This window comes from Advenella faeciporci, from assembly GCF_014652395.1.
In the GTDB taxonomy this organism is placed as follows: domain Bacteria; phylum Pseudomonadota; class Gammaproteobacteria; order Burkholderiales; family Burkholderiaceae_B; genus Advenella; species Advenella faeciporci.
The window spans coordinates 61,885-85,813 of the sequence record NZ_BMYS01000007.1; the positions used below are offsets into that span (position 1 = coordinate 61,885).

General features: G+C 52.8%; 23 protein-coding genes and 1 pseudogene. 16 read left to right on the top strand and 8 right to left on the bottom strand.

Annotated features, from left to right (window positions below):
• Position 1 precedes the first annotated feature (1 nt).
• The 3 genes from IE074_RS06725 to IE074_RS06735 are packed head-to-tail and all read right to left on the bottom strand — an operon-like array spanning position 2 to position 1,573.
• Positions 2–469 carry an anti-sigma factor family protein gene (locus IE074_RS06725; RefSeq protein WP_189384688.1) on the bottom strand — a complete coding sequence of 156 codons (468 nt, stop codon included), beginning with the start codon at positions 467–469 and terminating at the stop codon, positions 2–4.
• Positions 462–1,043 carry an RNA polymerase sigma factor gene (locus tag IE074_RS06730; RefSeq protein WP_189384690.1) on the bottom strand — a complete coding sequence of 194 codons (582 nt, stop codon included), beginning with the start codon at positions 1,041–1,043 and terminating at the stop codon, positions 462–464. Before IE074_RS06730 ends, IE074_RS06725 begins: the two co-directional genes overlap by 8 nt.
• Positions 1,044–1,066: 23 nt before the next feature.
• Entirely contained in the window at positions 1,067–1,573 is a 507-nt protein-coding gene (locus tag IE074_RS06735) for a hypothetical protein (protein WP_189384692.1), read from the bottom strand.
• Positions 1,574–1,818: 245 nt separating this feature from the next.
• On the opposite strand from IE074_RS06735, the pseudogene IE074_RS06740 reads away from it, so the two are divergent.
• Positions 1,819–3,027: pseudogene (locus tag IE074_RS06740) on the top strand (AMP-binding protein); the annotation flags it as partial.
• 13 nt (positions 3,028–3,040) lie between these two features.
• Here IE074_RS06740 and uvrA read toward each other — a convergent pair.
• Complete coding sequence (gene uvrA / locus IE074_RS06745; RefSeq protein ID WP_189384694.1) at positions 3,041–5,920, bottom strand: excinuclease ABC subunit UvrA; 2,880 nt, start codon at positions 5,918–5,920, stop codon at positions 3,041–3,043.
• Positions 5,921–6,062: 142 nt separating this feature from the next.
• Between uvrA and IE074_RS06750 the strand changes: the two genes are divergently transcribed.
• On the top strand, positions 6,063–7,298 hold the full coding sequence (locus IE074_RS06750) for an MFS transporter (RefSeq protein ID WP_189384695.1): 1,236 nt from the start codon (positions 6,063–6,065) through the stop codon (positions 7,296–7,298).
• A gap of 114 nt (positions 7,299–7,412) precedes the next feature.
• Positions 7,413–7,904, top strand: coding sequence for a single-stranded DNA-binding protein (ssb, locus tag IE074_RS06755; protein WP_189384697.1), 492 nt, complete (start codon positions 7,413–7,415; stop codon positions 7,902–7,904).
• A gap of 60 nt (positions 7,905–7,964) precedes the next feature.
• Here ssb and IE074_RS06760 read toward each other — a convergent pair whose 3' ends face one another.
• Positions 7,965–8,177, bottom strand: a complete 213-nt coding sequence (locus tag IE074_RS06760) for a pyridoxal-dependent decarboxylase (RefSeq protein ID WP_308429752.1) — start codon at positions 8,175–8,177, stop codon at positions 7,965–7,967.
• Positions 8,178–8,482: 305 nt separating this feature from the next.
• Here IE074_RS06760 and IE074_RS06765 point away from each other — a divergent pair, with 305 nt between their 5' ends.
• Positions 8,483–8,944 (top strand): cytochrome c, encoded by a 462-nt coding sequence (locus IE074_RS06765; RefSeq protein ID WP_229793922.1) that lies wholly within the window; start codon positions 8,483–8,485, stop codon positions 8,942–8,944.
• Between the two features lie 30 nt (positions 8,945–8,974).
• Here IE074_RS06765 and IE074_RS06770 read toward each other — a convergent pair whose 3' ends face one another.
• Positions 8,975–9,574, bottom strand: coding sequence for an FmdE family protein (locus IE074_RS06770; RefSeq protein WP_189384699.1), 600 nt, complete (start codon positions 9,572–9,574; stop codon positions 8,975–8,977).
• A gap of 165 nt (positions 9,575–9,739) precedes the next feature.
• Here IE074_RS06770 and IE074_RS06775 point away from each other — a divergent pair, with 165 nt between their 5' ends.
• The 6 genes from IE074_RS06775 (at position 9,740) to IE074_RS06800 (ending at position 15,897) form a co-directional block, all read left to right on the top strand.
• Positions 9,740–10,534: a metallophosphoesterase gene (locus IE074_RS06775; protein WP_189384701.1), complete on the top strand. Its 795-nt coding sequence runs from the start codon at positions 9,740–9,742 to the stop codon at positions 10,532–10,534.
• Between the two features lie 90 nt (positions 10,535–10,624).
• Positions 10,625–11,734 (top strand): S-(hydroxymethyl)glutathione dehydrogenase/class III alcohol dehydrogenase, encoded by a 1,110-nt coding sequence (locus tag IE074_RS06780; protein ID WP_189384702.1) that lies wholly within the window; start codon positions 10,625–10,627, stop codon positions 11,732–11,734.
• Between the two features lie 301 nt (positions 11,735–12,035).
• Entirely contained in the window at positions 12,036–13,046 is a 1,011-nt protein-coding gene (cysP, locus tag IE074_RS06785) for a thiosulfate ABC transporter substrate-binding protein CysP (protein ID WP_189384704.1), read from the top strand.
• A 14-nt stretch (positions 13,047–13,060) separates the two neighbouring features.
• Positions 13,061–13,906 (top strand): sulfate ABC transporter permease subunit CysT, encoded by an 846-nt coding sequence (gene cysT, locus IE074_RS06790; RefSeq protein WP_189384706.1) that lies wholly within the window; start codon positions 13,061–13,063, stop codon positions 13,904–13,906.
• Between the two features lie 8 nt (positions 13,907–13,914).
• Positions 13,915–14,766 (top strand): sulfate ABC transporter permease subunit CysW, encoded by an 852-nt coding sequence (gene cysW, locus IE074_RS06795; RefSeq protein ID WP_189384708.1) that lies wholly within the window; start codon positions 13,915–13,917, stop codon positions 14,764–14,766.
• A gap of 462 nt (positions 14,767–15,228) precedes the next feature.
• Positions 15,229–15,897 carry an HAD family hydrolase gene (locus IE074_RS06800; protein WP_189384710.1) on the top strand — a complete coding sequence of 223 codons (669 nt, stop codon included), beginning with the start codon at positions 15,229–15,231 and terminating at the stop codon, positions 15,895–15,897.
• A 61-nt stretch (positions 15,898–15,958) separates the two neighbouring features.
• Here IE074_RS06800 and IE074_RS06805 read toward each other — a convergent pair whose 3' ends face one another.
• Positions 15,959–16,633: a prepilin peptidase gene (locus IE074_RS06805; RefSeq protein ID WP_229793923.1), complete on the bottom strand. Its 675-nt coding sequence runs from the start codon at positions 16,631–16,633 to the stop codon at positions 15,959–15,961.
• A 241-nt stretch (positions 16,634–16,874) separates the two neighbouring features.
• On the opposite strand from IE074_RS06805, the gene IE074_RS06810 reads away from it, so the two are divergent.
• From IE074_RS06810 to IE074_RS06835, 6 genes are read left to right on the top strand one after another with little or no spacing between them, the layout of a single operon-like run.
• On the top strand, positions 16,875–18,032 hold the full coding sequence (locus tag IE074_RS06810; protein ID WP_229793928.1) for an ABC transporter substrate-binding protein: 1,158 nt from the start codon (positions 16,875–16,877) through the stop codon (positions 18,030–18,032).
• Between the two features lie 30 nt (positions 18,033–18,062).
• Entirely contained in the window at positions 18,063–18,983 is a 921-nt protein-coding gene (locus IE074_RS06815; protein WP_189384714.1) for a branched-chain amino acid ABC transporter permease, read from the top strand.
• A 3-nt stretch (positions 18,984–18,986) separates the two neighbouring features.
• The gene (locus IE074_RS06820) at positions 18,987–19,982 is read left to right on the top strand and encodes a branched-chain amino acid ABC transporter permease (RefSeq protein ID WP_189384716.1); all 996 of its coding nucleotides are present in this window, start codon (positions 18,987–18,989) and stop codon (positions 19,980–19,982) included.
• Positions 19,979–20,728 (top strand): ABC transporter ATP-binding protein, encoded by a 750-nt coding sequence (locus tag IE074_RS06825; RefSeq protein ID WP_189384717.1) that lies wholly within the window; start codon positions 19,979–19,981, stop codon positions 20,726–20,728. Before IE074_RS06820 ends, IE074_RS06825 begins: the two co-directional genes overlap by 4 nt.
• Positions 20,725–21,441 carry an ABC transporter ATP-binding protein gene (locus IE074_RS06830; RefSeq protein ID WP_189384719.1) on the top strand — a complete coding sequence of 239 codons (717 nt, stop codon included), beginning with the start codon at positions 20,725–20,727 and terminating at the stop codon, positions 21,439–21,441. Before IE074_RS06825 ends, IE074_RS06830 begins: the two co-directional genes overlap by 4 nt.
• Positions 21,442–21,486: 45 nt before the next feature.
• Positions 21,487–22,074 (top strand): uracil-DNA glycosylase family protein, encoded by a 588-nt coding sequence (locus tag IE074_RS06835; RefSeq protein ID WP_229793924.1) that lies wholly within the window; start codon positions 21,487–21,489, stop codon positions 22,072–22,074.
• A 244-nt stretch (positions 22,075–22,318) separates the two neighbouring features.
• Here the strand turns inward: IE074_RS06835 and putP are convergent, their stop codons facing one another.
• A complete protein-coding gene (putP, locus tag IE074_RS06840) occupies positions 22,319–23,815 on the bottom strand; it encodes a sodium/proline symporter PutP (RefSeq protein ID WP_189384721.1) in 1,497 nt (498 codons plus the stop codon).
• Between the last annotated feature and the right edge of the window lie 114 nt (positions 23,816–23,929).

Genomic DNA, 23,929 nt, shown 5'->3' on the forward strand with positions numbered 1-23,929 from the left:
ATCAGCTTCCTGTCTTGCAAAGCGGGGTGCCGGCACAGATATTGCCCGGCGGTATCGAGTCAAAAACATTCATCGCCATCATTTTGACGGGTTCTTGTGGGGGAGCATTATACAGTTGCCCGCCAAACACCAGTCCCAGCGTCAGTGCCATGGCAGCCGATCCGGCCGGCAGCCACCAGCCACCCATCAGCCTGTCAAGCAATGTATGAAGTTTGCGACCGGGTGGTGGCAAGGTTTTTATCTGCCTGCCAGCCTGAAGACGGCCTTCCAGTACCTTGGCCAGATCAAAATTCAGTACCGGCTTGGGTATTTCCTGAAAAGCGACATGCAATTGTTGCAACTGTGCGAACTGTCCCGAACAAATGGGGCAGTGGTGTAAATGATCCTGCAGTTCGGCTTTTTCCTGACCAGATAAAACCTGGTCCAGAAACGCGGATAAAGCGGTGTTGCGTGGGCATGATTCATTCATGACTTTCTCCTGTTTGCCGTTTGAACGCAGTTAAGGCGGCAACCCTGGCCCGGGCCAGGCGTGATTTGACAGTCCCTTCGGACACTTCCAGAATGGTGGCGATTTCGCTATAGGATAAGCCTTCCAGTTCACGCAGCAGTAAAATTTCCCTGTAATTCGGGTTGATGGTGTCCAGCGCCAGCAGCAGTTGTTGGTAATCCTGGCTGTTGATCAGGCTGTCCTGCGGGCCGACAGAGGTTTCAACCAGTTGCCGGTTTTCATCCTCTTCATCCAAAGAAGCAAAAATCACGGCGTTGCGTCTTCTTAGGGCATCAATCGTGGTATTGCGGGCAATTTGCGTCAGCCAGGTAGAGAACTTGGCTTCGGGGCGCCAATCGGGCAATGCCTGCCATGCCTTGATGAAGACATCCTGGGTCAGGTCGGTTGCTTCATCGGCAGAACCGCATAAATAGGTAATAAAACCAAAGATGCGGTTCTGGTGCGAACGTACCAGACTGGAGAAGGCAGCCGGGTCACCGGCTTGTGCACGGGTAACCAGCTGTTCTTCCGCTACTGATGAATGAGTGTCCGCCATGGTCTGTTTGTCAGCATCCTGGCTTAGTGGGCAGAAAACGATTCCCAGCCCGGGTGGTTGAAATACTCTCCGTAGGTATCCAGTGCCTTGACCATCTGAACGACACCTTCGCTGGGCGACTTGCCTTCGGTTTTGCCTTCGATGGTATTGGCACCATTGATAATCTCGCCTATCAGTACGTGCAGGGTAATATCTGCATCCGGTTCAAGTTTGCAATTCTGGATCATGTATTCTATCTGTTCACCGGCGGTTTTGACCAGTGCCTGATATTCCGGAGCTTCAGTTTTACCTTCGTGGGCCGCTGGAACGGCCTTGCTGACGGCAGCATGAAGGGTTCCCATGCCCTTTTGCAAGGGGGCGTCAACGTCCCACTTTTGACCGTTATTCAGTTTCAGCTGGGCACTGGAGACCGAGTGTCCGTCATGGCTGTGGGCGCTGTCTGCCGCCATGGCCGGTGAAAGAGAGGCTGTACCCAGGACCAGGGCATAGGTGATGTTGCGGGCAAGACGGGAAAAATTTGATGGTTTCATAATGATAACTCCGAACAGGTAAGGGATTTGGGCAATCGGTAAATGGCAGGTCTGGCGTGGCCATTTGCCTGACGGCATGATGGGTGCCGTCTTGCTGTATTAAACGAACGGGGGGCGCAAATGTTCCCGAATAATGCCGGGATTGAATTTGTCTTGATCTGGATCAATATGATTTTCCCTGATGGCAGGACATGAATGCCCGATGCTAGAATCAGGCCAATAATTATCCAGAACCAGGAGACAGGGTGCTAATCCAGAAGCCAACGTATGGGCAAACCTATCAGGAATTCAAATGGGATATCCCGAAAAATTACAATATCGGAGTGGATGTCTGCGATAAATGGGCCGATGGCAGCGGTCGCCTGGCGCTGATCCATGAAAAATCGCCCACCGATATCAGTCGTTATACCTTTGACCAGCTTAAGCAATACTCTAACCAGTTTGCCCGCGTGCTGCAAAAAGCCGGCGTAGGCAAGGGTGACCGGGTGGGTATTTTGCTGGCGCAGGGAGTGGAAACGGCGATTGCCCACATTGCCGTGTACAAACTGGGGGCGATTGCGATTCCCCTGTTTTCCCTGTTCGGGATAGATGCTTTGCAGTACCGGCTGTCCAATTCGGGGGCCAGGGTGCTGGTGACCAACCATGAAGGCATGGAAAAGCTGGCGGATATACAGGAAAGCCTGCCCCGGTTGCAGGCGGTTTTCAATATTGATGCCGGGCAATCCGATCATCATGCCAAGGCTTTCTGGCCAACCCTGCAGCACGAGGCGGCCGACTTTACACCGGCGGACACGCTGGCTGACGACCCGGCCGTGATTATTTATACTTCTGGCACAACCGGCAAGCCCAAGGGTGCTTTGCATGCCCATCGGGTATTGCCGGGGCATTTGCCGGGGGTGGAAATGTCCCATGATTTTCTGTCGGGCAAAGACCGCGTGATGTGGACACCTGCCGACTGGGCCTGGATTGGTGGTTTGTTTGATGTCCTGATGCCCGCCTGGCACCACGGTATCCCGGTGGTGGCCTGCCGGTTTGAAAAGTTCACCGCCGAAGCAGCCTTTGCGCTGATGGAACGGCACCAGGTAACCCATACTTTCCTGCCACCCACGGCACTGAAAATGATGCGCCATATTGAAAATCCGCAACAACGCTGGCGCCTGGGCTTGCGTACCATTGCCAGTGGCGGCGAATCCCTGGGGCTGGAGCTGATTGAGTGGGCTAAGCGCAATCTGGGAATCACCATTAACGAGTTTTATGGCCAGACTGAATGCAATATGATTGTTTCCGCCTGTTCAGCCTTGTTTGAACCGCAGCTTGGCAATATTGGCAAGGCAGTGCCGGGGCATGTTCTGGACATTGTTGATGAACAGGGGAATGTCTTGCCCAACGGGCAGGAAGGCAATATTGGCGTGCGGACACCTGACCCGGTCATGTTTTTGGAATACTGGCAAAATCATTCGCCGGGAATTACGCCAGCAACGGTTTTAAATAACGGCCTGTATGGCTTTGGGGGTGGTTGGCAATATCCTGTGGCGTCCCTTCGGCCACAATGGTGCCGCCACCCTGGCCGCCTTCGGGGCCCATGTCCACGACCCAGTCGGCCGCCTTGATCACGTCCAGGTTGTGTTCAATCACCACCACGGTATTGCCGGCATCCACCAGTTGGTTAATCACTTCAAGCAACAGGGCAATATCGGCAAAATGCAGTCCGGTGGTGGGCTCGTCCAGTACATACATGGTTTTGCCGGTGCTGCGTTTGGACAGTTCCAGTGACAGCTTGATGCGCTGCGCCTCGCCACCGGAAAGCGTGGTGGCGCTTTGTCCCAGGCGGATATAGCTAAGGCCGACATCCATTAAGGTTTGCAGCTTGCGGGCAACCAGCGGCACCGCGCTGAAATACTCAAGGGCCTGTTCCACGGTAAGGTCCAGTACATCACTGATGGTACGGCCACGGTAGCGGATGTCCAGGGTTTCCCGGTTATAGCGCTTGCCCTGACAGGTGTCGCAGGGTACATACATGTCGGGCAGGAAATGCATTTCCACCTTGATGACGCCATCGCCCTGACAGTTTTCACAGCGCCCACCCTTGACGTTAAAGGAAAAACGTCCCGGATCATAGCCGCGGGCACGGGCTTCGGGGGTGCCGGCAAACAATTCGCGAATGGGGGTGAACAGGCCGGTGTAGGTGGCCGGATTGCTCCGTGGCGTGCGTCCGATCGGGCTTTGGTCCACGTTGATGATCTTGTCGAAATGTTCCAGCCCTTCAATGTGGGCATAGGGCGCTGATTCTGCCTGTGCCCGGTTCAGTTCCCTGGCCATGATGGTGGCCAGGGTATCATTGATCAGGGTGGATTTTCCTGAACCGGAAACCCCCGAAATACAGACCAGCTTGCCTACCGGAATATGCAAATCAACCGACTTCAGGTTGTTGCCGGTGCAGCCAAACAGTTTCAGCCAGGGCTGCTCCGCCCCGAGGGGACGGATTTTACCGGCATTGATGGTTTGGCGGCCGCTTAAGTAATTGCCAGTCAGGGATTGCGGGTTGGCTTCCACTTCTTTTGGGGTGCCTTGGGCAATGACCCGGCCACCGTGTTCTCCGGCACCGGGGCCCATGTCAACCACCCAGTCAGCGGCCCGGATCATGTCTTCGTCATGCTCCACCACAATCACGCTGTTGCCCAGGTCACGCAGGTGCTGGAGGGTATGGATAAGGCGGTCGTTATCACGCTGGTGCAGGCCAATAGAGGGTTCATCAAGCACATACATCACGCCGGTCAGGCCCGAGCCGATCTGGCTGGCCAGGCGGATGCGCTGGGCTTCGCCGCCGGAAATGGTGTCGGCGCTGCGATCCAGGGACAGGTAGTTCAGCCCCACGTCATTCAGGAACTGCAGGCGTGACTGGATTTCACGCACGATCCGGTTGGCGATTTCCTGCTTGGCACCGCTAAGCTGCAGGGCCTGGAACCATTCCAGGCATTCGGACAGTGCCATGGCTTCCACTTCGTAGATGCCCAGCCCGCGTTTGGTGCCTTCCCGCACCTCGTTGCCAATCAGCACATTCCGGGCATCGGCACGAAGGCGTGAACCTTCGCATTCGGGGCAGACTTGGAGGCTGCGGTATTTGCCCAGCTCTTCGCGCACGGCGCTGGAATCGGTTTCCAGCCAGCGTCTTTCCAGATTGGGAATAATCCCTTCGAAGGCATGGGTCTTGAAGGTGCTGCGGCCTTTGTTGTCCAGGTAGAGAAAAGAAATTTCCTCTGAACCGGAACCGTACAGCACGATATGTTTTATGTTCTCTGGCAGTGATTCAAAGGCTTCATCAATATCGAAGCCGTAATGAATGGCCAGGCTGTGCAGCAGGGAGTGGGTAAAGGCATTGCGCTTGTCCCAGCCTTTGATGGCACCGCTGGCCAGGCTGAGTTCGGGAAAGGCCACAATGCGTTTGGGATCAAAAATATGGACATGACCCAAACCGTCACAGCGTGGACAGGCACCCACCGGGTTGTTAAAGCTGAACAGCCGGGGCTCCAGTTCGGGCAGGCTGTGGTTGCAGACGGGGCAGGCATAGCGGCTGGAAAAAGCGTGTTCGATATTTTCATCAAGGTCCAGCACAATCACCCGGCCATCGGCCAGCTTGATCGCGGTTTCAATGCTTTCGGCCAGGCGCTGCTTGCTGTCTTCACGCACTTTCAGACGGTCAATCACCACATCAATATTGTGCTTTTCGTTTTTGTTCAGGGGGGCAATGCGGTCAAGTTCGATCATGGTGTCGTCAATGCGAACGCGAATGAAACCCTGGGCCTGAAACTGGGCGAACTCATCTTCAAAGCTGCCCTTGCGATTGCGGGCAATGGGAGCCAGCAGGGCAATCCGGGTATCGGGTTTGAGGGCCAGAATGAAATCAACCATTTGGCCGACGCTTTGGGCCTGCAGGGGTTCTCCGTGTTCGGGACAATAGGGTGTGCCCACGCGGGCAAACAGCAGGCGCAGGTAATCGTGGATCTCGGTAATGGTGCCAACGGTGGAGCGCGGGTTGTGCCCGGCCGCTTTTTGCTCGATGGAAATGGCTGGTGACAGGCCTTCGATCAGGTCGACATCGGGCTTGTCCATAAGTTGCAGGAACTGGCGCGCATAGGCCGACAGGCTTTCCACATAACGGCGCTGGCCTTCGGCATACAGGGTGTCAAACGCCAGTGAAGACTTGCCCGAGCCCGACAGGCCGGTCATGACGACCAGTTTATGACGGGGCAAATCAAGTGAAATATTCTTGAGATTATGCGTGCGGGCACCGCGGATGCGGATTGCATCCCTGTTGAAATCACCGTTTGTGTCGGGGGATGTATCCATTACCATTGTTTAATACTAGCTTCCAGTAAGATGAGTCTGGTTTTTGTCAGTGCAATACATAACTATAACGCAGTAAGCCAGTCTGCGTTACACTCTCATAAAGATATCCGCCAATTAGTTGGTTATTCATTGAATTCTTTACATGCCCATTAAATCCAGAACCAGTCGACCTGATTCCCGTCATGCCGCCCGGCAGCCACGGGAAAAACTCAAGCTAACCCCTGTTGAAAGAAAAGCCAGCGTTTCCCTGGCTTTATTGTTTGCCGTGCGCATGCTGGGCCTGTTTTTGCTGACCCCCGTGTTTGCCGATGCCGCCAAAACCCTGACCAATGGCAACAATGCCGCACTGGTGGGGGCGGCCATTGGCGCTTATGGCATTACCCAGGCCATTATGCAAATTCCGCTTGGTATGGCGTCCGACAAATTCGGCCGTCGTCCGGTCATTATCTTCGGCATGCTGCTGTTCGTGGTGGGTGGCATTGTTTGTGCCAATGCCGAATCGGTCACCACGGTCATTATTGGTCGGGCCATTCAGGGGTTTGGTGCGGTTTCCGCCGCCATTACCGCCTGGGTTGCCGATGCCACCCGTCCGGAAGTCCGTACCCGGGCCATGGCCATGGTGGGGGCTTCGATTGGCGTTTCTTTTGCGGTTTCACTGGTGCTGTCACCCTTGCTGGTTGAATGGGCGGGTTTGCCGGGCCTGTTCTGGGTGATTAGCCTGCTGGGTTTTGTCTGCCTGCTGCTGGCCACCTTCATCGTGCCCGTGGTGCCCATGCACGGCCAGGCGGTATCGCAACAGTCCCGTGCAGCCGATGTGTTCAAACATGCAGACTTGCTGCGCCTGAACTTCGGGGTTTTCTGCCTGCATTTTATTTTGATGTCCATTTTTGTGGTGGCACCGCCCCTGTTAATGGAGCTGGGTGGCTATACGGTGGGCAATTTGTGGGAAGTTTACCTGCCGGTTATTCTGGTGGCCTTTGTGTTAATGGTGCCGGCCGTTTTCTATACCGAAACCCGCCATATTCATAAATTAAGCCTTGAAATCTGTGTGGCCGCCCTGGCGGTGGTCATGGCCATCATGCCGTTGGCCAGCCAGTCTTTTGTGGCCACCATGATTGCCTTCGTGCTCTTTTTTATTGCGTTCAATATTCTGGAAGCCTTGCAGCCGTCCATGGTTTCCCGCTTTTCACCACCCGAGCATAAAGGCCTGGCCTTGGGGTTTTATAATATGTCCCAGGCGCTGGGCGTGGCTGCGGGTGGCGCGATTGGCGGTTTGGTGGCGCGTTATGCGGGGCCGCAACAGGTGTTTCTGCTGGGTGCCTTGCTGGCTGCAAGCTGGTTCCTGGTATCCCGGGGATTGAAAGTGTCCAGGCGCTAGTCGTGCGAACTCAGCGATACCCACAATGGTTATAATACGCACATGATTCTTTAGTAAACCAACCTGCATTTGTAAGATAGCAGGCTGGTTCACACAAATTGTTAGGAAATTCTTATGGCATCAGTCAACAAAGTTATTTTAGTGGGAAATCTGGGCCGTGATCCAGAGGTTCGTTACAGCCCTGACGGTGCTGCAATGTGTAATATTTCTATTGCCACCACTTCAAGCTGGAAAGATAAAAATACCGGCGAACGCCGTGATGAAACCGAATGGCATCGCGTATCGTTTTTTGGTCGCCTGGCTGAAATTGCCGGCCAATATCTTAAAAAAGGCAGCGCCGTGTATGTGGAAGGGCGCATTAAAACACGCAAATGGCAAGACAAGGAAACCGGGCAAGACCGATATTCAACCGATATCATTGCTGACCAGATGCAAATGCTGGGTGGCCGTGCCGATACAGGCAGCATGGATGATAGCGGTTTCAGCGAATCTTATTCGGCCCCACGCCAGCAACCGCAGCGCGCACCGCAAAGCCAGCGTCCGCAGGCACCGGCCAGTGGCCCTGCGGCCAACATCATGGATATGGATGACGATATTCCGTTCTAGGCTATTATCATAAAGTAGTGTAAACAAAACCCCTGTCATCTCTTTCGGTGCGGGGTTTTTTTATTGCTTGCATGTTTTTCGTTTGATAGAGTCTGCAGAAAAGTCCTGGCGAAAGTCCCATTCGATATCAGATGCGCAGAAAGGAGCCAGGAAGCCGCCGCTGGCGCTGTCTACGTGCATGGGAATATCCAGGCCTGTTTCCTGCTGCAGTTTGTCAAGCGCCTCGTGTACCGCTTTCACTGGTTCGTATTGGCAGGTAAAAGTAACGCCCATGGTAGGAACCATCCTAAGCGCGAACGTGATATATAAAATTTATATTGAGGGTTGAATGCCAGCCCTGATCATAAATGCCAAATACTGAACGTTTATGACAAAAAACTTTAGTTGTAAAATGCTGGTTGTTTTAATCGTGAATTTACCAATATACTTTCCTTCGCGTAGGCGAATATATAAGAATTGAAAATTTCAACCCGTTTCGTTATTTATAATATGTCATGCCTGCCCGGCCCTGGGTTCACTGGGCTTATAATGTCAGGCAGGCATGCTACGCACTGTGAATAACATCCAAGGAGAGTTTCATGAACATGATCTTGAAGTCCTGCTTGCCAATAGGTGTTTTTTTGTCGATAACGCTGTCCGCGTTTGCCGCGGTAGCCCATGCCCAGCCCGTACAAGATGAAAAACCAATGGCGCTTCGTGGTGTAATGGAACAGCTGGGCGATGATATGCAGGCAGTAACCGGTGCAATTTCCCACGAGGACTGGGCGCTGGTTGCCGAATTGGCGCCAAAAATTGCTAATCATGCAGAGCCACCTGCAGAGGAAAGGGTCAAAATTATCACTTGGCTTGGCGCTGAGGCCAGCAAATTCAGGGGGGCTGACCTGAAGGTGAAAGAGGCCGCAACAGAGATGGCGGAAGCGGCAAAACAGGCCGACGGTTTGGACGTTATCGCGGCGTTTTCAAAAACGCAACAGAACTGCCTGGCCTGTCACCAAAGTTTCCGCCAATCTTTTATCAAGAAGTTTTATGAAAATCGGTAACTGATCGGGAGTTACCGATTTTTGCCGGTTTCAAAGGAAAACAATCAACTCTGGATGATCGGCATTCTCGAAAATCCGTTTTACCCTGTCTTGCCATTGCCGGGCAAATTGCTGGCGTTGTTCTGGTGAGGCCGATGGCGTCAGGGAATTGAATAATGCCGGCATGAGTTCAGGGGAAGCGGGGACAACCGCTGAATTGAAGCTCACGGTAACAGAGGCACCTGTATCAATGCGCTGGAATTTAATGGCTCCTTCATGGGGTGCGTTAAAAACCAGCAGATTGCGCCTGTCGAATTGGCCTTTCAGGCCCTTGAAACCGTTATCGGTGGTGGCGCCGGTAATAAAGGAAACCACATTGGCGATCACGCCGGTCACACCGTTTAGTTGACTGTCGCTGAATTCCACTTTAATGGCGCCCCGTTCGGGTAGCGCGTTGCCGTACAGTTTTTGCAAAGCCTTGATAGTCATGAGGTAAGCACCGGCAACGGTTGGGCAGGAGTGTCCAGCCAGTTTTACGATATCTGTATAGGTATACTCAATAATCCCATCGCTGGCCGCACCCAGAAATTCGGCCAGCGGATCGCGTAGGGAAATAGTGGGTACCTGATCAAAAAAAGTTGGGAAACTCATAGAACAACTCCTGTAAGAGGGTAGATGTTTATTACTGACTAATATAGTAAAGTATACGCTGTCCAGTTTTTATGCCAGCTATAAGCGGGAATGAGAATATGGGTATTTGCTAAGCAGCATGGAACTGGGCGGAAATTTTGAAATCTCACTGTTACAGGAAAACTCATGTTAAAAGTTGGCGTTCACAGCGATTTGCATACTGAATTCAGTGCGTGCACCATTGCCAATTTGCCAGCGCTGGATATTCTGGTGCTGGCAGGTGATATTGGCGACCTGTTTTCAGTCAGCCACTTCCTGGGCACGCTCAGGAATGCGGCGCCTGAATTGCCCGTTTTGTATGTGCTGGGAAATCATGAATATTATGGATTGGAATTTGCAAAAGCCAAACAGCAATACCGCCGGCTTTGTGACAATTACCGGGTCACCCTGCTGGACAATGAAGTGGTGCAAATAGACGATGTACTGTTTGTGGGAAGCACACTATGGAGCGATTTTTCACTGGCTGGTCAGGCCGATATCTCGATGCTTTGGGCCCGTAACAAAATTCCCGATTACCGAAAAATACACCGTTATTCGGCCGATGGCAGTCTGGTGCCCATGCAGCCGGCCGATACGGTGGAAGAATATAAAAAAGCCTGTGCCTTTATTCATGACGCCTTGCTGACAGATAACAGAACGGTAAGGAAAAAAGTGGTGGTTTCACATTTTCTGCCTGCCTTCGAGTTGCTGGCTGCCGCTTATCGCCAGAACACCGATGCCCTGATCCAGAGTGCCTATTGGGCCACGGATATTCCGCAGCTGCATCAATTTGCCGATGACTGGATCTACGGACACAGTCATGATTGTATTGAAACCATGGTGGGAGCAACCCGTTTTCTGTCAAACCAGCGGGGTTACAGCAAGGTCATGAATCAGGCACAAAGTGCGGATTACCGGCGCGATTACTGTATAGGGGTCTAATTCTTTGTTTTTTAAATGGCCTCAGATATACTGTCCCCAATATATTGCTCAAGAACTGGAGCCATGTCACCTTTACTATAGGAAAAAAAGATGAAATCACGTGCCGCAGTTGCCTTTGAAGCGGGCAAGCCCCTGCAAATTGTCGAGATTGATGTAGAACCACCCCGTAAAGGAGAGGTGCTGGTCAAAATCACCCACACCGCCTTGTGCCATACCGATGCCTATACTCTTTCAGGCGTCGATCCGGAAGGGGTTTTTCCGGCCGTCCTGGGTCATGAAGGCGGTGGTATTGTAGTGGAAGTGGGCGAGGGCGTGACCAGCGTCAAGCCGGGCGATCATGTGATTCCCCTTTACACGGCGGAATGCGGCAAGTGCAAGTTTTGTACATCGGGTAAAACCAACCTCTGTTCTTCAGTCCGGGAAACCCAGGGCAAGGGCCTCATGCCCGACGGTACCACCCGTTTCAGCTATAACGGCCAACCCATTTACCACTACATGGGCACCAGTACATTTAGTGAGTACACGGTGGTTGCCGAAGTGTCACTGGCCAAGGTCAATCCCGAAGCACCGCTTGAAAAAGTCTGCCTGCTGGGGTGCGGTGTCACCACCGGTATCGGGGCGGTTCACAACACCGCCAAGGTCAAGGAAGGCGACACCGTCGCCGTATTCGGTCTGGGTGCAATTGGTCTGGCGGTTATCCAGGGTGCGGTGCAGGCCAAGGCCGGCCGGATTATTGCCATTGATACCAACCCCAACAAGTTCATTCTGGCCAAGGCACTGGGCGCGACCGATTGCGTAAACCCCAAAGATCATGATCGTCCCATTCAGGACGTCATTGTTGAAATGACCGATGGCGGGGTGGATTTCAGTTTTGAATGTATCGGTAATGTTGACGTGATGCGTTCAGCCCTGGAATGCTGTCATAAAGGTTGGGGTGAAAGCGTGATTATTGGCGTTGCGGCCGCCGGCCAGGAAATCCGTACCCGTCCATTCCAGCTGGTAACCGGCCGGGTCTGGCGTGGCAGTGCCTTCGGGGGTGTCAAAGGGCGTACCCAGTTGCCAGGCATGGTAGAACAGGTAATGGCCGGTGAGCTTGATCTTGATCCGTATATTACTCATACCTTGCCATTGGAACGCATTAATGAAGCATTTGACTTAATGCATGAAGGTAAATCCATCCGTGCCGTGATTCATTACTAATGGGTAATTGGGTTGCCTGATAACACAGGTGGCTTGTGATATCGAAGTAGCTTTGCGAAGCGGCTTTGCTTTGGCTGGTTTGAACAGCGGGCAAAGCCGTTTTTTATTTTTGGCGGAACAATATTTGATATTTCTTTTGGTAATATGGAAATTATTATTTAGTCGTTCCTATGTATATATCTCTTTGTTATTCTTGCTTCAACCTTACGCTAATAACTTCCAGTTGCTCATTAAGCAATGACGGTGGGTAAAAAAGAATAAAGGTACCTGCAAACTTATTTATTTGAACGAGATATACGCTATGTTGAAGAAAATAATCCTGGCTGTTGCAACGGTTTCCGCTTTTTCCGCAAGCACGGCGCAGGCCCAGGAAAAATCAATCCTGAATGCCTCGTATGATGTGGCCCGCGAGCTGTTTGCGGCCATTAACCCCAAATTTGTTGAATACTGGAAAGCCAAAACAGGCGAGGATGTCAAGATTGACCAATCGTTTGCCGGTACTTCCCGCCAGGCCCAGGATATTGTTCAGGGTAAAAAAGTGGACGTGGTCACGTTTAACCAGGTCACTGACATCAATTTTCTGGAAAAAAACGGTCTGGTCAAACAAGACTGGCAAAAAGCGTTTGAAAACAACAGCTCACCTTACTACAGCACAATCGCTTTCCTGGTACGCGAGGGTAACCCCAAAAATATCAAAACCTGGGACGATCTGGTGCGTGAAGATGTAAAAGTGGTTTTCCCCAACCCTAAAACATCGGGTAATGCCCGTTACTCTTACCTGGGTGCCTGGTTGTACGCCAATGAAAAATTCAATGGTGATCAGGACAAGATCAAGGAGTTTGTAGGTAAATTATTGGGGAATGTGGTTAATTTCCCAACAGGCGGCCGTGCGGCAACCGTGGCTTTTGCCCAGAATGGACAGGGTGATGCCTTGCTGACGTTTGAGTCCGAGGTCATCAATATTGCCAATGACAAGGAATATAAAGACAAGGGTTTTGAAGTGGTCGTGCCACCGGTTTCCGTGCTGGCCGAGTTCCCCGTTGCCATCGTGGATACGGTGGTTGATAACCGTGGTACACGTGAACTGGCCAAAGAATACCTGCAGTTCCAGTACAGCAAGGATATCCAGCAACTGCTAACCACGTTCAATCTGCGTGTACATGACCCTGAAGTGGTTAAAGCCACAGAAGCCCAGTATGCACCGGTACGTACGATTAATCCAACCGATGTTTTGGGATCATGGAATGAAATCCAGGAAAAGCATTTCGGTTCAGGCGGTATACTTGACGCCTTATTGTCCAAGCGTCGTTAATATAAATATTTTTGATGTCAACCACATTTTCATTTTTTAAACGGACACCGTTGCTGCCGGGCTTTGGCCCGACCTTCGGTTTTTCCGTTTTGTATATCAGCCTGATCATCCTGGTTCCCCTGTCAACCCTGCTTGTTTATGTAAGCGGGATGACATGGGCGGAGTATTGGGGGGCGATTACCGATCCGCGCGTGCTAAGCAGTTACCGGGTAACGATTCTTGGTGCGTTTTATTCAACAATCCTGGTTTGTGTGATTGGGTTTTTGTTTGCCTGGATTATCACCCGCTATGACTTTCCCGGCAAACGCCTGCTTGATTCTTTAATGGACTTGCCTTTTGCCCTGCCAACCGCCGTTGCCGGGCTGACTTTGTCGGCCCTGTTTGCACCCAGTGGCTGGATCGGGCAGTGGTTTGCCGCCATGGACATCAAGATTGCCTATGCCTTTCCGGGTATTGTACTGGCCATGATTTTCACCAGTATTCCTTTTATTGTACGTTCGGTGCAGCCGGTGCTTGAAGATCTTAAGGGCGAATATGAGGAAGCGGCTTCCATGCTGGGGGCAAACAAATGGCAGACCTTTTCGCGGGTGCTGTTTCCGGCGGTGCGTCCTGCCCTGATTGCGGGTGCCTCACAGGCTTTTATTCGCAGTCTGGGTGAGTTTGGTGCCGTCATCATGATTGCGGGCAATATTCCTTTTGAAACCGAAGTAACGTCATTAATGCTGTTTGTACGTTTGCAGGAGTTCAATTATCAGGCGGCAGCGGCCATTGCCTCTGTGGTGCTGATTGCATCCCTGCTATTGCTGTTTGTTTTGCAATGGTGGCAAAGCAATTTTCTTGATAAATACGAAGACAAGTAGAAGATAAAATGAGTGGACAAAAACCGGATTCTGTTGGGCAATGGTTGTTGATTGGCTTGGGCGTTGTCTTTGCCATCGTATTGCTGGTTTTGCCGTTGGCATTGATTTTTACGATGGCCCTGGGTGACGGCCTGGCGGCCATGTGGAGTAACCTGACTGAAGATTACATGCTGCATGCCATTGGCCTGACCGTGCTGGCAGCGGTGGTGGCGGTGCCTGTTAATATCCTGTTTGGCATTATGCTGGCCTGGTGCATTACCCATTACGAATTCAAGGGAAAAAAACTCTTGCAGGCACTGGTAAACATTCCTTATGCCACCTCGCCCGTAGTGGCCGGTTTCTGTTACCTGATCCTGTTTGGTCGGGAAAGTGCCTTGGGGCAATGGCTGTCGGCCAACGATATTCAGGTGGTGTTTGCCTGGCCGGCCATTATCCTGGTAACCCTGTTTGTGACTTCTCCCTATGTGGCCCGTATTTTAATTCCGCTCATCAGGGCCCAGGGGCTGGATGAAGAAGTAACCGCCTTAACGCTGGGTGCCAATGGCTGGCAAATCTTTACCAAGGTCACGTTGCCCAATATCAAATGGGGTTTGCTGTATGGGGCCGTCTTAAGCAATGCCCGTGCGGTGGGTGAATACGGTGCAGTGGCGGTGGTGTCCGGAACCATCATGAACCAGACCTTGACCCTGCCCTTGCTGGTTGACCAGCTGAACAACGATTACAAGGTGGCTGCAGCGTTTACGGCGGCCAGCGTGCTGGCCCTGATGGCCTTGATAACACTGGTTCTTAAAATCCTGATGGAATGGCTTGAAAGGCGTAAGGAAGTGCGTCAGATGCAGCCGGTTCCCGGCCGAAAATAAAGCCGGCAGTCTTGGTTTTGAAAGTTGTTTTTGAAAAGCGCTGGTATCCAAGCCAGTGCTTTTTTTATTTCATTTTTATGAAATGGGATTCAAATTTAAATTTAAATCCCATTTGTTTGGATTCATATATTACTTATGTTTCAAGGCTATTTAATTTTAAAAATACGCATTAAAAAATAATATATATTTAAAATAATATTGGTAATTGCCCTGAAATACAAACCGCATAAACTTCCATTGAAAATAATTCATGATTGATGACAGGAAAGGTTCTGTCATTTGTATGTCATTTTTATGAAAGCCCAATTAAAATTACCCGTCGCGGCATGCTGATGATAAGCACTACCTTTTGTGCATGAAGGCCAGGCTCCGGAAGGCTTGCAGTCGCGACTATAATCTGATGTTTGTATAACCATTTTCAGGGTGCCGGGTTTTATCCGGCGCCCTGTTGCAGGAAAAGCCATGAACGATGCAGGAAAAATCCTGAACACCCATACCGCACTGATATTTGATCTGGATGGCACTTTAATCAATACCGAGCCCGATATTCGCCGCGCCCTGAATGATGCGCTTAAGCAATGCGGCTTTGAGCCCATGCCTGCGCAGATGCCGGTGCCCAATATGCATGCCACGCTGGGTGATATCGTAAGCGCGGTCATGGAAAGCCAGCGTATCCCTGCGGCGGCCATGCCTGATTTGCTTGATGCTTATGCCAACTATTATCGTGACAACGGTCATGTGGATGCACAACTGTATCCTGGCGTGCTGGCGTTTTTGAATAAACAGCAGCAAAGGGGTTGTGTCATGGCCGTATGCACCAACAAGATCAGGAAGGACGCTTTAAGGGTATTGGCGCATTGCGAGATTTTGCCATTTTTTGGCAGCGTGGTGGGGGGTGATACCGCCGTGCATCCTAAACCCCACCCGGCGCCGCTGTTGCAGGTCTTGCAGGAAATTAGCCGGGTTCCCCAAGAGGCGGTATTTGTGGGAGATACCTATGTGGACGCCTTGTGTGCCAGCCAGGTCAACATGGATTTTGTGCACCATGAGGCCGGTTATGGGGGTGAAAAGGTTTTTGAGTATCCGGCCAGTGCCCGGTTCATGAGTTACCGGGATTTACTGCAGGTTTAAAGTAAAATGTCATGCGGGGTGGCCGCGATGCCATAAACCGGCCGGTTGCCCCATAAGGCGTTCAGATCCACCTTTCCAGCATCCCGATGATGCCGGTAATGGCCAGATAAGGCCCAAAGCGTATCAGGTTGCCCGTTTTGTGTTTGCCACGCAGGCGCTGCACCAGCACCACCACTAAAGAAAGTGCCGTGGCAAAAACCAGCAGCATGGGCAGGAACATCCAGCCAAACCAGGCGCCCAGCGCTGCCACCAGCTTGAAGTCGCCAAACCCCATTCCCTCGCTTTGGGTAAGGCGTAAAAACACCTGATAAATCAGCCACAGGAACAGATAGCCGCCCGCGGCACCCAAGACGGCATGCTCAAGGGGCACGAAAGTATCATTGATATTGACCAGTAAACCGGCCCATAGCAGGAAAAGGGTCAGGCGGTCTGGCAACAGGCTGGTTTCGGCATCAATCCAGGCCAGGCTTAATAAAACCAGAATGAAACCAATGCTGGCGAGAGCGGCAACGCTGCTGCCAAAAAACCAGCAGAAGAGCGCGGCAATCAGCGGGCCAAGTACCATGAACACGTTGCGGATCCGGAAATGCCAGGAAGGTACCTGTAAGGGAATATCCGGGTCAATCGTGCGTGGCAGGACATAAGCGGTCCGGCTTAGCCAGAAACAGGCAGCCAGAGCAAGCAGCACAGCCATTAGTATGGCAAGCAGCGGGTCATTGATCAGGTTGGTCCACATTTTTATTTCCGTATCCGGGTTATTACAAGATATTTGGCACAAGACCATGATTTTAACGGATTATCCGTTGTATGCACGAAACAGCATGGGGCAGATTTGCCTCATCAAGCGAATCTGGTGCCGGAACATCGTGTTTTATCAGGTAACATTCTCTGTAGCCTGGTGAATTGGCCTGTCATTAGACGGTTTGGCAGGATAGTAAGAATTTTGAAAACATAAAAAAGGAGACGTCGTGTTTCAACTGAAAAAAACCACGCTTTGCCTGGCACTGTCATTCGGTGCCTTGTCACAGTCACAGGCAGCCGAGCCCATCAAGGTAGGGGTGGCACTTGATATTTCCGGCCCCTTTGCCGCCATTGGGGTTGAAACCCGTGACGGCCTTGAACTGGCCATTGAGCAACTGGGCGGCAAGCTGGGTGGGATAGAAGCCCGGTTCCTGCAAACCGACTTTGCCGGCAACCCCCAGCAGGCCAACCAGCTGGCCAACCGTTTTATCCAGAAAGACAAGATTGATTTCTTCACCGGTCCGGTGGCCTCTAATGCGGCCCTGGCAGTTGGCCCGGCCCTGTTTGCGGCCAAAGTGCCTTTTCTGTCCAGCAATCCCGGTCCCAGCCAGTTTGCCGGCAAGCAATGCAGCCCGTATTTTTTTGGGGTCTACCAAAACGATACCTATGATGAAGCCGCCGGAGTGCTGGCCAACGAGGCCGGTTATAAAAATGCCGTCATCATCGCGCCCAATTATCCGGCTGGCAAAGATCACCTGGGTGGCTTCAAACGCACTTATAAAGGTGACATCAAAGAAGAAATTTATACCAAGGTGGGCCAAATTGATTACGCCGCTGAAATTGCCCGCATCCGTTCAGAAAAACCCGATGCGGTTTACCTGTTCCTGCCGGGAGCCATGGGGATCAATTTCGTCAAGCAGTTTGTGGGGGCTGGCCTGAAAGACATACCGCTGGTGGCACCGGGCTTTTCGGCTGACCAGGACGTGATTGCCGCGGTGGGTGATGCGGTGGAAAACATGCAAAACACGGCGCACTGGGCGCATGACCTGGATAATCCGGCCAATAAGGCATTTGTGCAGGCGTTCCGTGACAAGTACAAGCGCTATCCCACCGTGTATGCCGCCCAGTCTTATGATGTGGTCATGGCCATGGATGCCGCGGTGCGTGATGTAAAAGGCAATGTCCAGGATCGTGATGCCCTGGTGGCCGCCCTGAAGCAGGCCAATTTCAATTCGGTGCGTGGCGACTTCAAATACGGGGCCAACAATTACCCCATCCAGAATTACTACGTGCGCAAAATCGGCAAGGATGCAAACGGTGAACTAACCAATATTCTGGTGAAAACCATTTTGCCAAACCATCAGGATGCCTATGTGGCTGAATGCAAGATGTAAGCGGCGTTCAGTGACAAAGCGGAAGTATTGATGGATGTGATTTTTCTATTTGAGCAATTGCTTAACGGGATAGGTTACGGCCTGATGCTGTTTTTGCTGGCCGCTGGCCTGACCCTGGTGTTTGGCATCATGGACACGCTTAACCTGGCGCATGGTTCGCTGTACATGGTGGGGGCTTATCTGGCGGCCCGTGTACACGAAGCCAGCAGCAGTTTCCTGCTGGCCATTGTGGTGGCGGTTGCCGCAACAAAAATACTGGCCTTGCTGGTAGAGCTGCTGGTGATGCGCCGTCTTTACCGGCGCGACCATCTTTCCCAGGTGCTGGCCACCATTGGCTTAATCATGATGGCCGATGATGCGGTACGGGCCATCTGGGGCCCCTCGCCCATTATGGCACCCACGCCAGCCTGGCTGTCGGGGCCGGTTATGCTTTTTGGTGCCTTGCCTTACCCGTCTTACCGGCTCATGCTTATTGTGGCAGGGTTGCTGGTGGTGCTGGGGCTATATTTGCTGGTGAACCATACCCGTCTTGGCATGATTGTACGGGCCGGGGCTTCCAACCGGCGCATGGCCGAACTCATGGGGGTTCGCGTAGACCGCGTGTTTTCTTTCGTCTTCATACTTGGGGCTGGCTTGGCCGCGCTGGCCGGCGCCTTGATGGGGCCCATCAGCTCGGTGCAAATCGGCATGGGCGATGCCATCCTGATTCCGGCGCTGGTGGTGATTGTGATTGGAGGCATCGGTTCTGTCAGGGGCGCCTTTGTGGCGGCCTTGCTGGTGGGTCTTATCGACACCGCCGGGCGGGCATTCCTGCCGCCGCTGCTGCATCTCATGTTGCCACCCGATCTGGCGGCAGACCTGGCTTCGGGGCTGGCCAGCATTGCCATGTATATCCTGATGGCAACCGTACTGGCGCTCAAGCCGTCCGGTCTTTTTCCGGCAAGAGGCTGAGCAATGCAAAATAACCATCAAACCACGTTGCCCGTGGTACCGCTTCAATTGCACTTACGGCGGGAAAGCGGACTGTCTTTATTGTTGCCCTGGGTGGTGCTGTTGCTGCTGGCCGTCTTCCCGCTGGTGGCACCCTTGCTGGGGCTGGAATACTACGTGGGTTTTGTGCAAAGGCTCATGATTTACAGTATTGCCGTCAGCAGCCTGAACTTTCTGGTTGGCTATGGGGGTATGGTGGCGTTGGGGCATGCCGGTTTTCTGGGTATTGGCGCCTATACACTGGTGGCTTTGCTCGATAGCGGGCAGGATTCCGTATGGCTGGCCTGGGCGCTGGCCATGGGCGTGTCTGGGCTATTTGCCCTGCTGATTGGCAGCATCAGTATTCGCACCCGTGGCATGTATTTCATCATGATCACACTGGCTTTTGCGCAAATGCTGTATTACCTGGCGGTATCGTTCAACCGCTATGGCGGCGAAGACGGCTACGGCATTTACACCCCGCTTTCACTGGGCAGCTGGCTGAATGACATTCCCCATGCCCTGTACTGGATCGTGCTGTGTGTGGCCGCTCTGGTGTTTGCCCTGGGCAGCCGGGTGGCGGGTTCACGCTTTGGTCTTGCCTTGCAGGGTATTCGCGATAATGAAGTGCGCATGGGCGCCATGGGCTACCCGGTGTATGCCATTCGTTTGCTGGCCTTTGTGGTGGCGGGTGCATTTGCCGGGCTGGCCGGTGCCATGCTGGCCGTCAATAATAATTTTGTCAGCCCGTCCATGATGTCGTTTGGCGAATCGGCCGGTTTGCTGGTCATGGTGATCCTGGGTGGCATGGGGCATCGCTGGGGCCCGGCTTTGGGGGTGGCGGTATGGCTGACCCTGGCCGAAGTACTCAAGTTGTATACCGATTACTGGCACTGGCCCATGGGCCTGATCTTGCTGTTGTCGGTTTTTCTGCTGCCGGCAGGGTTTGCGGGTGGCAGTCGTAAAAGGGTCATCAAATGAGTCTTCTGCAAGTGCAAGGCCTGGTCAAGCGATTTGGTGGCCTGTTGGCAACCGATCATGTTGAGCTGGGGGTGGAAGCGGGTGAAATTCACGCCCTGATAGGCCCGAACGGGGCCGGTAAATCCACTCTGGTAAACCTGGTGTCCGGATTGTTTGCGCCCGATGAAGGTAGGATAACCCTGGATGGGGTTGAGCTGGTTGGCCAATCAATGAACCAGCGGGTACGCCATGGTTTGTCGCGCTGTTTTCAGGTAACCAGTATATTTCCCGATCAAACCGTATGGGCCAATTTAATGCTGGCGGCCCAGGCGCATGAAGGCTCCAGTTTCCGCTTTTTTGGCCAGCGTGACCATGAAGCCGCGTTGCATCAGCGCGCCCTGGCATTGGCGGAAAAAACCGGGTTGGGTGATTACCTGAACCACCTGGCCGGTACCTTGCCGCATGGTGTGCAACGCAAACTGGATGTCGCGCTGGCCCTGGCCTCGCGCCCCAAACTGTTGCTGCTGGATGAGCCCATGGCCGGCATGGGGCCAGAAGATTCGTTGCAAATGATTGCCTTAATTGGCACTTTGCGACAGGACTGTGCCATTTTGCTGATCGAACACGACATGGATGCCGTTTTTCAGCTGGCTGACCGGATATCCGTTCTGGTGTATGGCCGTGTCCTGACCTCGGGCGATGCCGCGCATATTCAGGGTCATCCACAAGTGCAGGCGGTTTATCTGGGTACCGGAGAGCAGGCATGAGCGTAACCCCTTTGCTAAGTTGTAAAAACCTGAATGCCGGCTATGGTGCCAGCCAGGTCCTGTTTGAAGTGGGCTTTACGATTCATGCCGGTGAAACCGTCACTTTGCTGGGCCGCAATGGCATGGGCAAAAGCACGACCATTAAATCCATCATGGGTGATTTGCGCAGCAAGTCGGGTGAAATCCATTTTAATGGCCGGCCGGTGCAGTCCCTGAAGGCGGATGCCATTGCCCGTCTGGGTATTGCGATTGTGCCCGAAGGGCGGCTGTGTTTTCCCAACCTGACCGTGCGCGAGCATTTGCTGGCTTTTGCCGACCAGCGCAACGGGCGGGCCGATGGCTGGGACATTGAGCGCATCTATGCCCTTTTTCCCCGGCTGAAAGAACGCTCCTCGCATATGGGCAACCAGCTTTCGGGTGGCGAGCAGCAAATGCTGGCCATTGGCCGGGCCCTGTCCACCAACCCGCGCCTGCTGATTCTGGACGAGGCCACCGAAGGTCTGGCCCCCGTTATCCGGGACGAAATCTGGGCCTGTCTTGCCAAATTGCGGCAAGAGGGCCAAACTACGCTTATTGTTGACAAATACCTGGAAAAATTACTGGCACTGGCCGACCGCCATGTGATTCTGGAACGTGGCCGTGTGGTATGGGAAGGCTCATCAGTCGGTCTGTTGCACGACCGCAGCCTATGGTCACGCTATCTGGGCGTTTAAATACTTGTTCACCCCCGTAAAGTACGGTAAACCCAAGGAGCACTTATGGTTTCAACATCAATGGTGCCGTTGCTGGAAAAGGTCCGGGCCTGTAAGGTCTGTGAACCCCATCTTCCGCTTGGTGCAAAGCCAATTCTGGCCGCGTCTTCCAAAAGCCGCATTCTGTTAATCGGACAGGCCCCGGGTCGCAAAGTGCATGAAACCGGGATCGCCTGGAATGACCCCAGCGGTGACAACCTGCGCAACTGGCTGGGTATTGACAAAGAACAGTTTTATAACCCTGATCTGGTGGCGATTGTGCCCATGGGGTTTTGTTATCCGGGTTCGGGCAAATCGGGCGACCTGCCGCCACGCCCTGAATGCGCGCCCCTGTGGCACGCAAGACTGCTTGAAAAAATGCCTGACGTGGTCTTAACGGTTCTGATTGGCCGCTATGCCCAGGGCTATTATCTTAAAGACAGGGCCTACAAAACCCTGACCGAAACCGTGCGGCATTACAAAGAATACCTGCCGCAGTATTTACCTTTGCCACACCCTTCGCCCCGCAACCGCATCTGGCAGCGCCGCAACCCCTGGTTTGAAGAAGAAATCTTGCCCGAACTGAAACATCGCGTGCAACGGGCACTGAAATAAATACTGACTGACCCCCAACGGTTGAATGGGTGTTCAACTTTGGGAGTCAGTTCAGCGCAGGGGAATGTGTAGCACAAGCGATGCCACGAAGAAGGAAAATTCCCCTCCTCCGGAGGGGTGGCAGGCAAAGCCTGACGGGGTGGTTGCGTAACAGGTTACGACCCCAAACAAAGCCTGACGGGGTGGTTGCATAAAGCCCCCCCCAGGCTTTTGAACCAAGCCTGGGGTGAACCCCGTCACGGGCTTAAACTTCAGCCCTGTAAGCTTTGTCAGCCTCTTCAAATTTCTTCACAACCGCTTTGGGGGGTTCACCGCCAAACAGGGAAACCAGAATGATGGTGGCAAAGCAGGCAATAAAGCCAGGCACGATTTCGTACAGGTTGATGCCCGAGTTTTTCCAGAGCACCACCACAATTGCCCCTACAATCATGCCAGCCAGTGCACCTTTGCCCGTCATGCGTTTCCAGAAAACAGACAGGATGATAACGGGACCAAAGGCGGCACCAAAACCGGCCCAGGCGTAGGCTACCAGGCCCAGTACCAGGCTGTTGGGGTTGCTGGCCAGCCAGATGGCAATTAAGGCAATGAGCAGAACCATGAAACGGCCAATCCAGACCAGTTCTTTTTGTGAGGCGTACGGACGCAGGAAGCCTTTGTAGAAGTCTTCGGTAATGGCGCTGGAGCAAACCAGCAATTGGCAGCTTAGGGTACTCATCACGGCGGCCAGAATGGCGGACAGGATAATGCCGGCAATCCATGGGTTGAACAGGATGGTGGCCAGTTCAATGAAAATACGCTCATGGTTTTGGGTCACGGGGCCAGCCAGCTCGGGGTGTTCCTGGAAGTAGGCAATACCGAAATAGCCAACCGCCACGGCACCGGCCAGACACAGGATCATCCAGGTCATGCCAATACGGCGGGCATTTTTCATGGCGCCAACACTTTCAGCAGCCATGAAACGGGCCAGAATATGGGGCTGGCCAAAGTAACCCAGACCCCATGCCGCGGTGCTGACAATACCCAGGAAAGTGGTGCCGGCAAACAGGCTGGAATATTCCTTGCCTGCCGTAGTGGCGGCAACCTGGATGGAAGCCATGGCTTGTTGCCAGTCGCCCAAGCCAATCAATATCATGATGGGGGTAAGGATAAGCGCGAAAATCATCAGGCTGGCCTGAATGGTGTCGGTCCAGCTCACGGCCAGGAAGCCGCCAATAAAAGTGTAGATAATGGTTGCGCCTGCGCCCAGCCAAAGGGCAGTGCCGTATTCCACATGAAACAGGCTTTCAAACAGACGGGCACCCGCCACAATACCCGAGGCGCAGTAAATGGTGAAAAAGAAAAGGATGATGGTTGCGGCCACAATTTTGATAAGGCGGCTTTCTGACCCGAACCGGTTGTGGAAATAGTCGGGCAGGGTTAGGGCGTTGTTATTGTATTCGGTATGAATACGCAAACGTCCGGCAATGAGCAGCCAGTTCAGGTAGGCGCCCACGGTCAGTCCAATGGCAATCCAGGCTTCGGTCAAGCCGCTTAGGTAAATGGCACCAGGCAGGCCCATTAACAGCCAGCCCGACATGTCCGAGGCACCGGCTGACAGGGCGGTCACGAAACTGCCCAGGCTGCGGCCACCCAGAATGTAATCGTCAAAATTCCGGGTGGAAAAATACGCGATGAACCCAATCGCAATAACCACGACAAGGTAAATGGCGAAAGTAATAATCATAGGGTTTAAATTGCCCATGTTCTTCCTTTTTCTGTTTTTGAAAATGCCTGCTAGGTTACCGATTTTTATTTTGTAAATATATTGGGGTTAACCATTGTTATGAATGGTTAACCCGATAAAAATCAATTATTT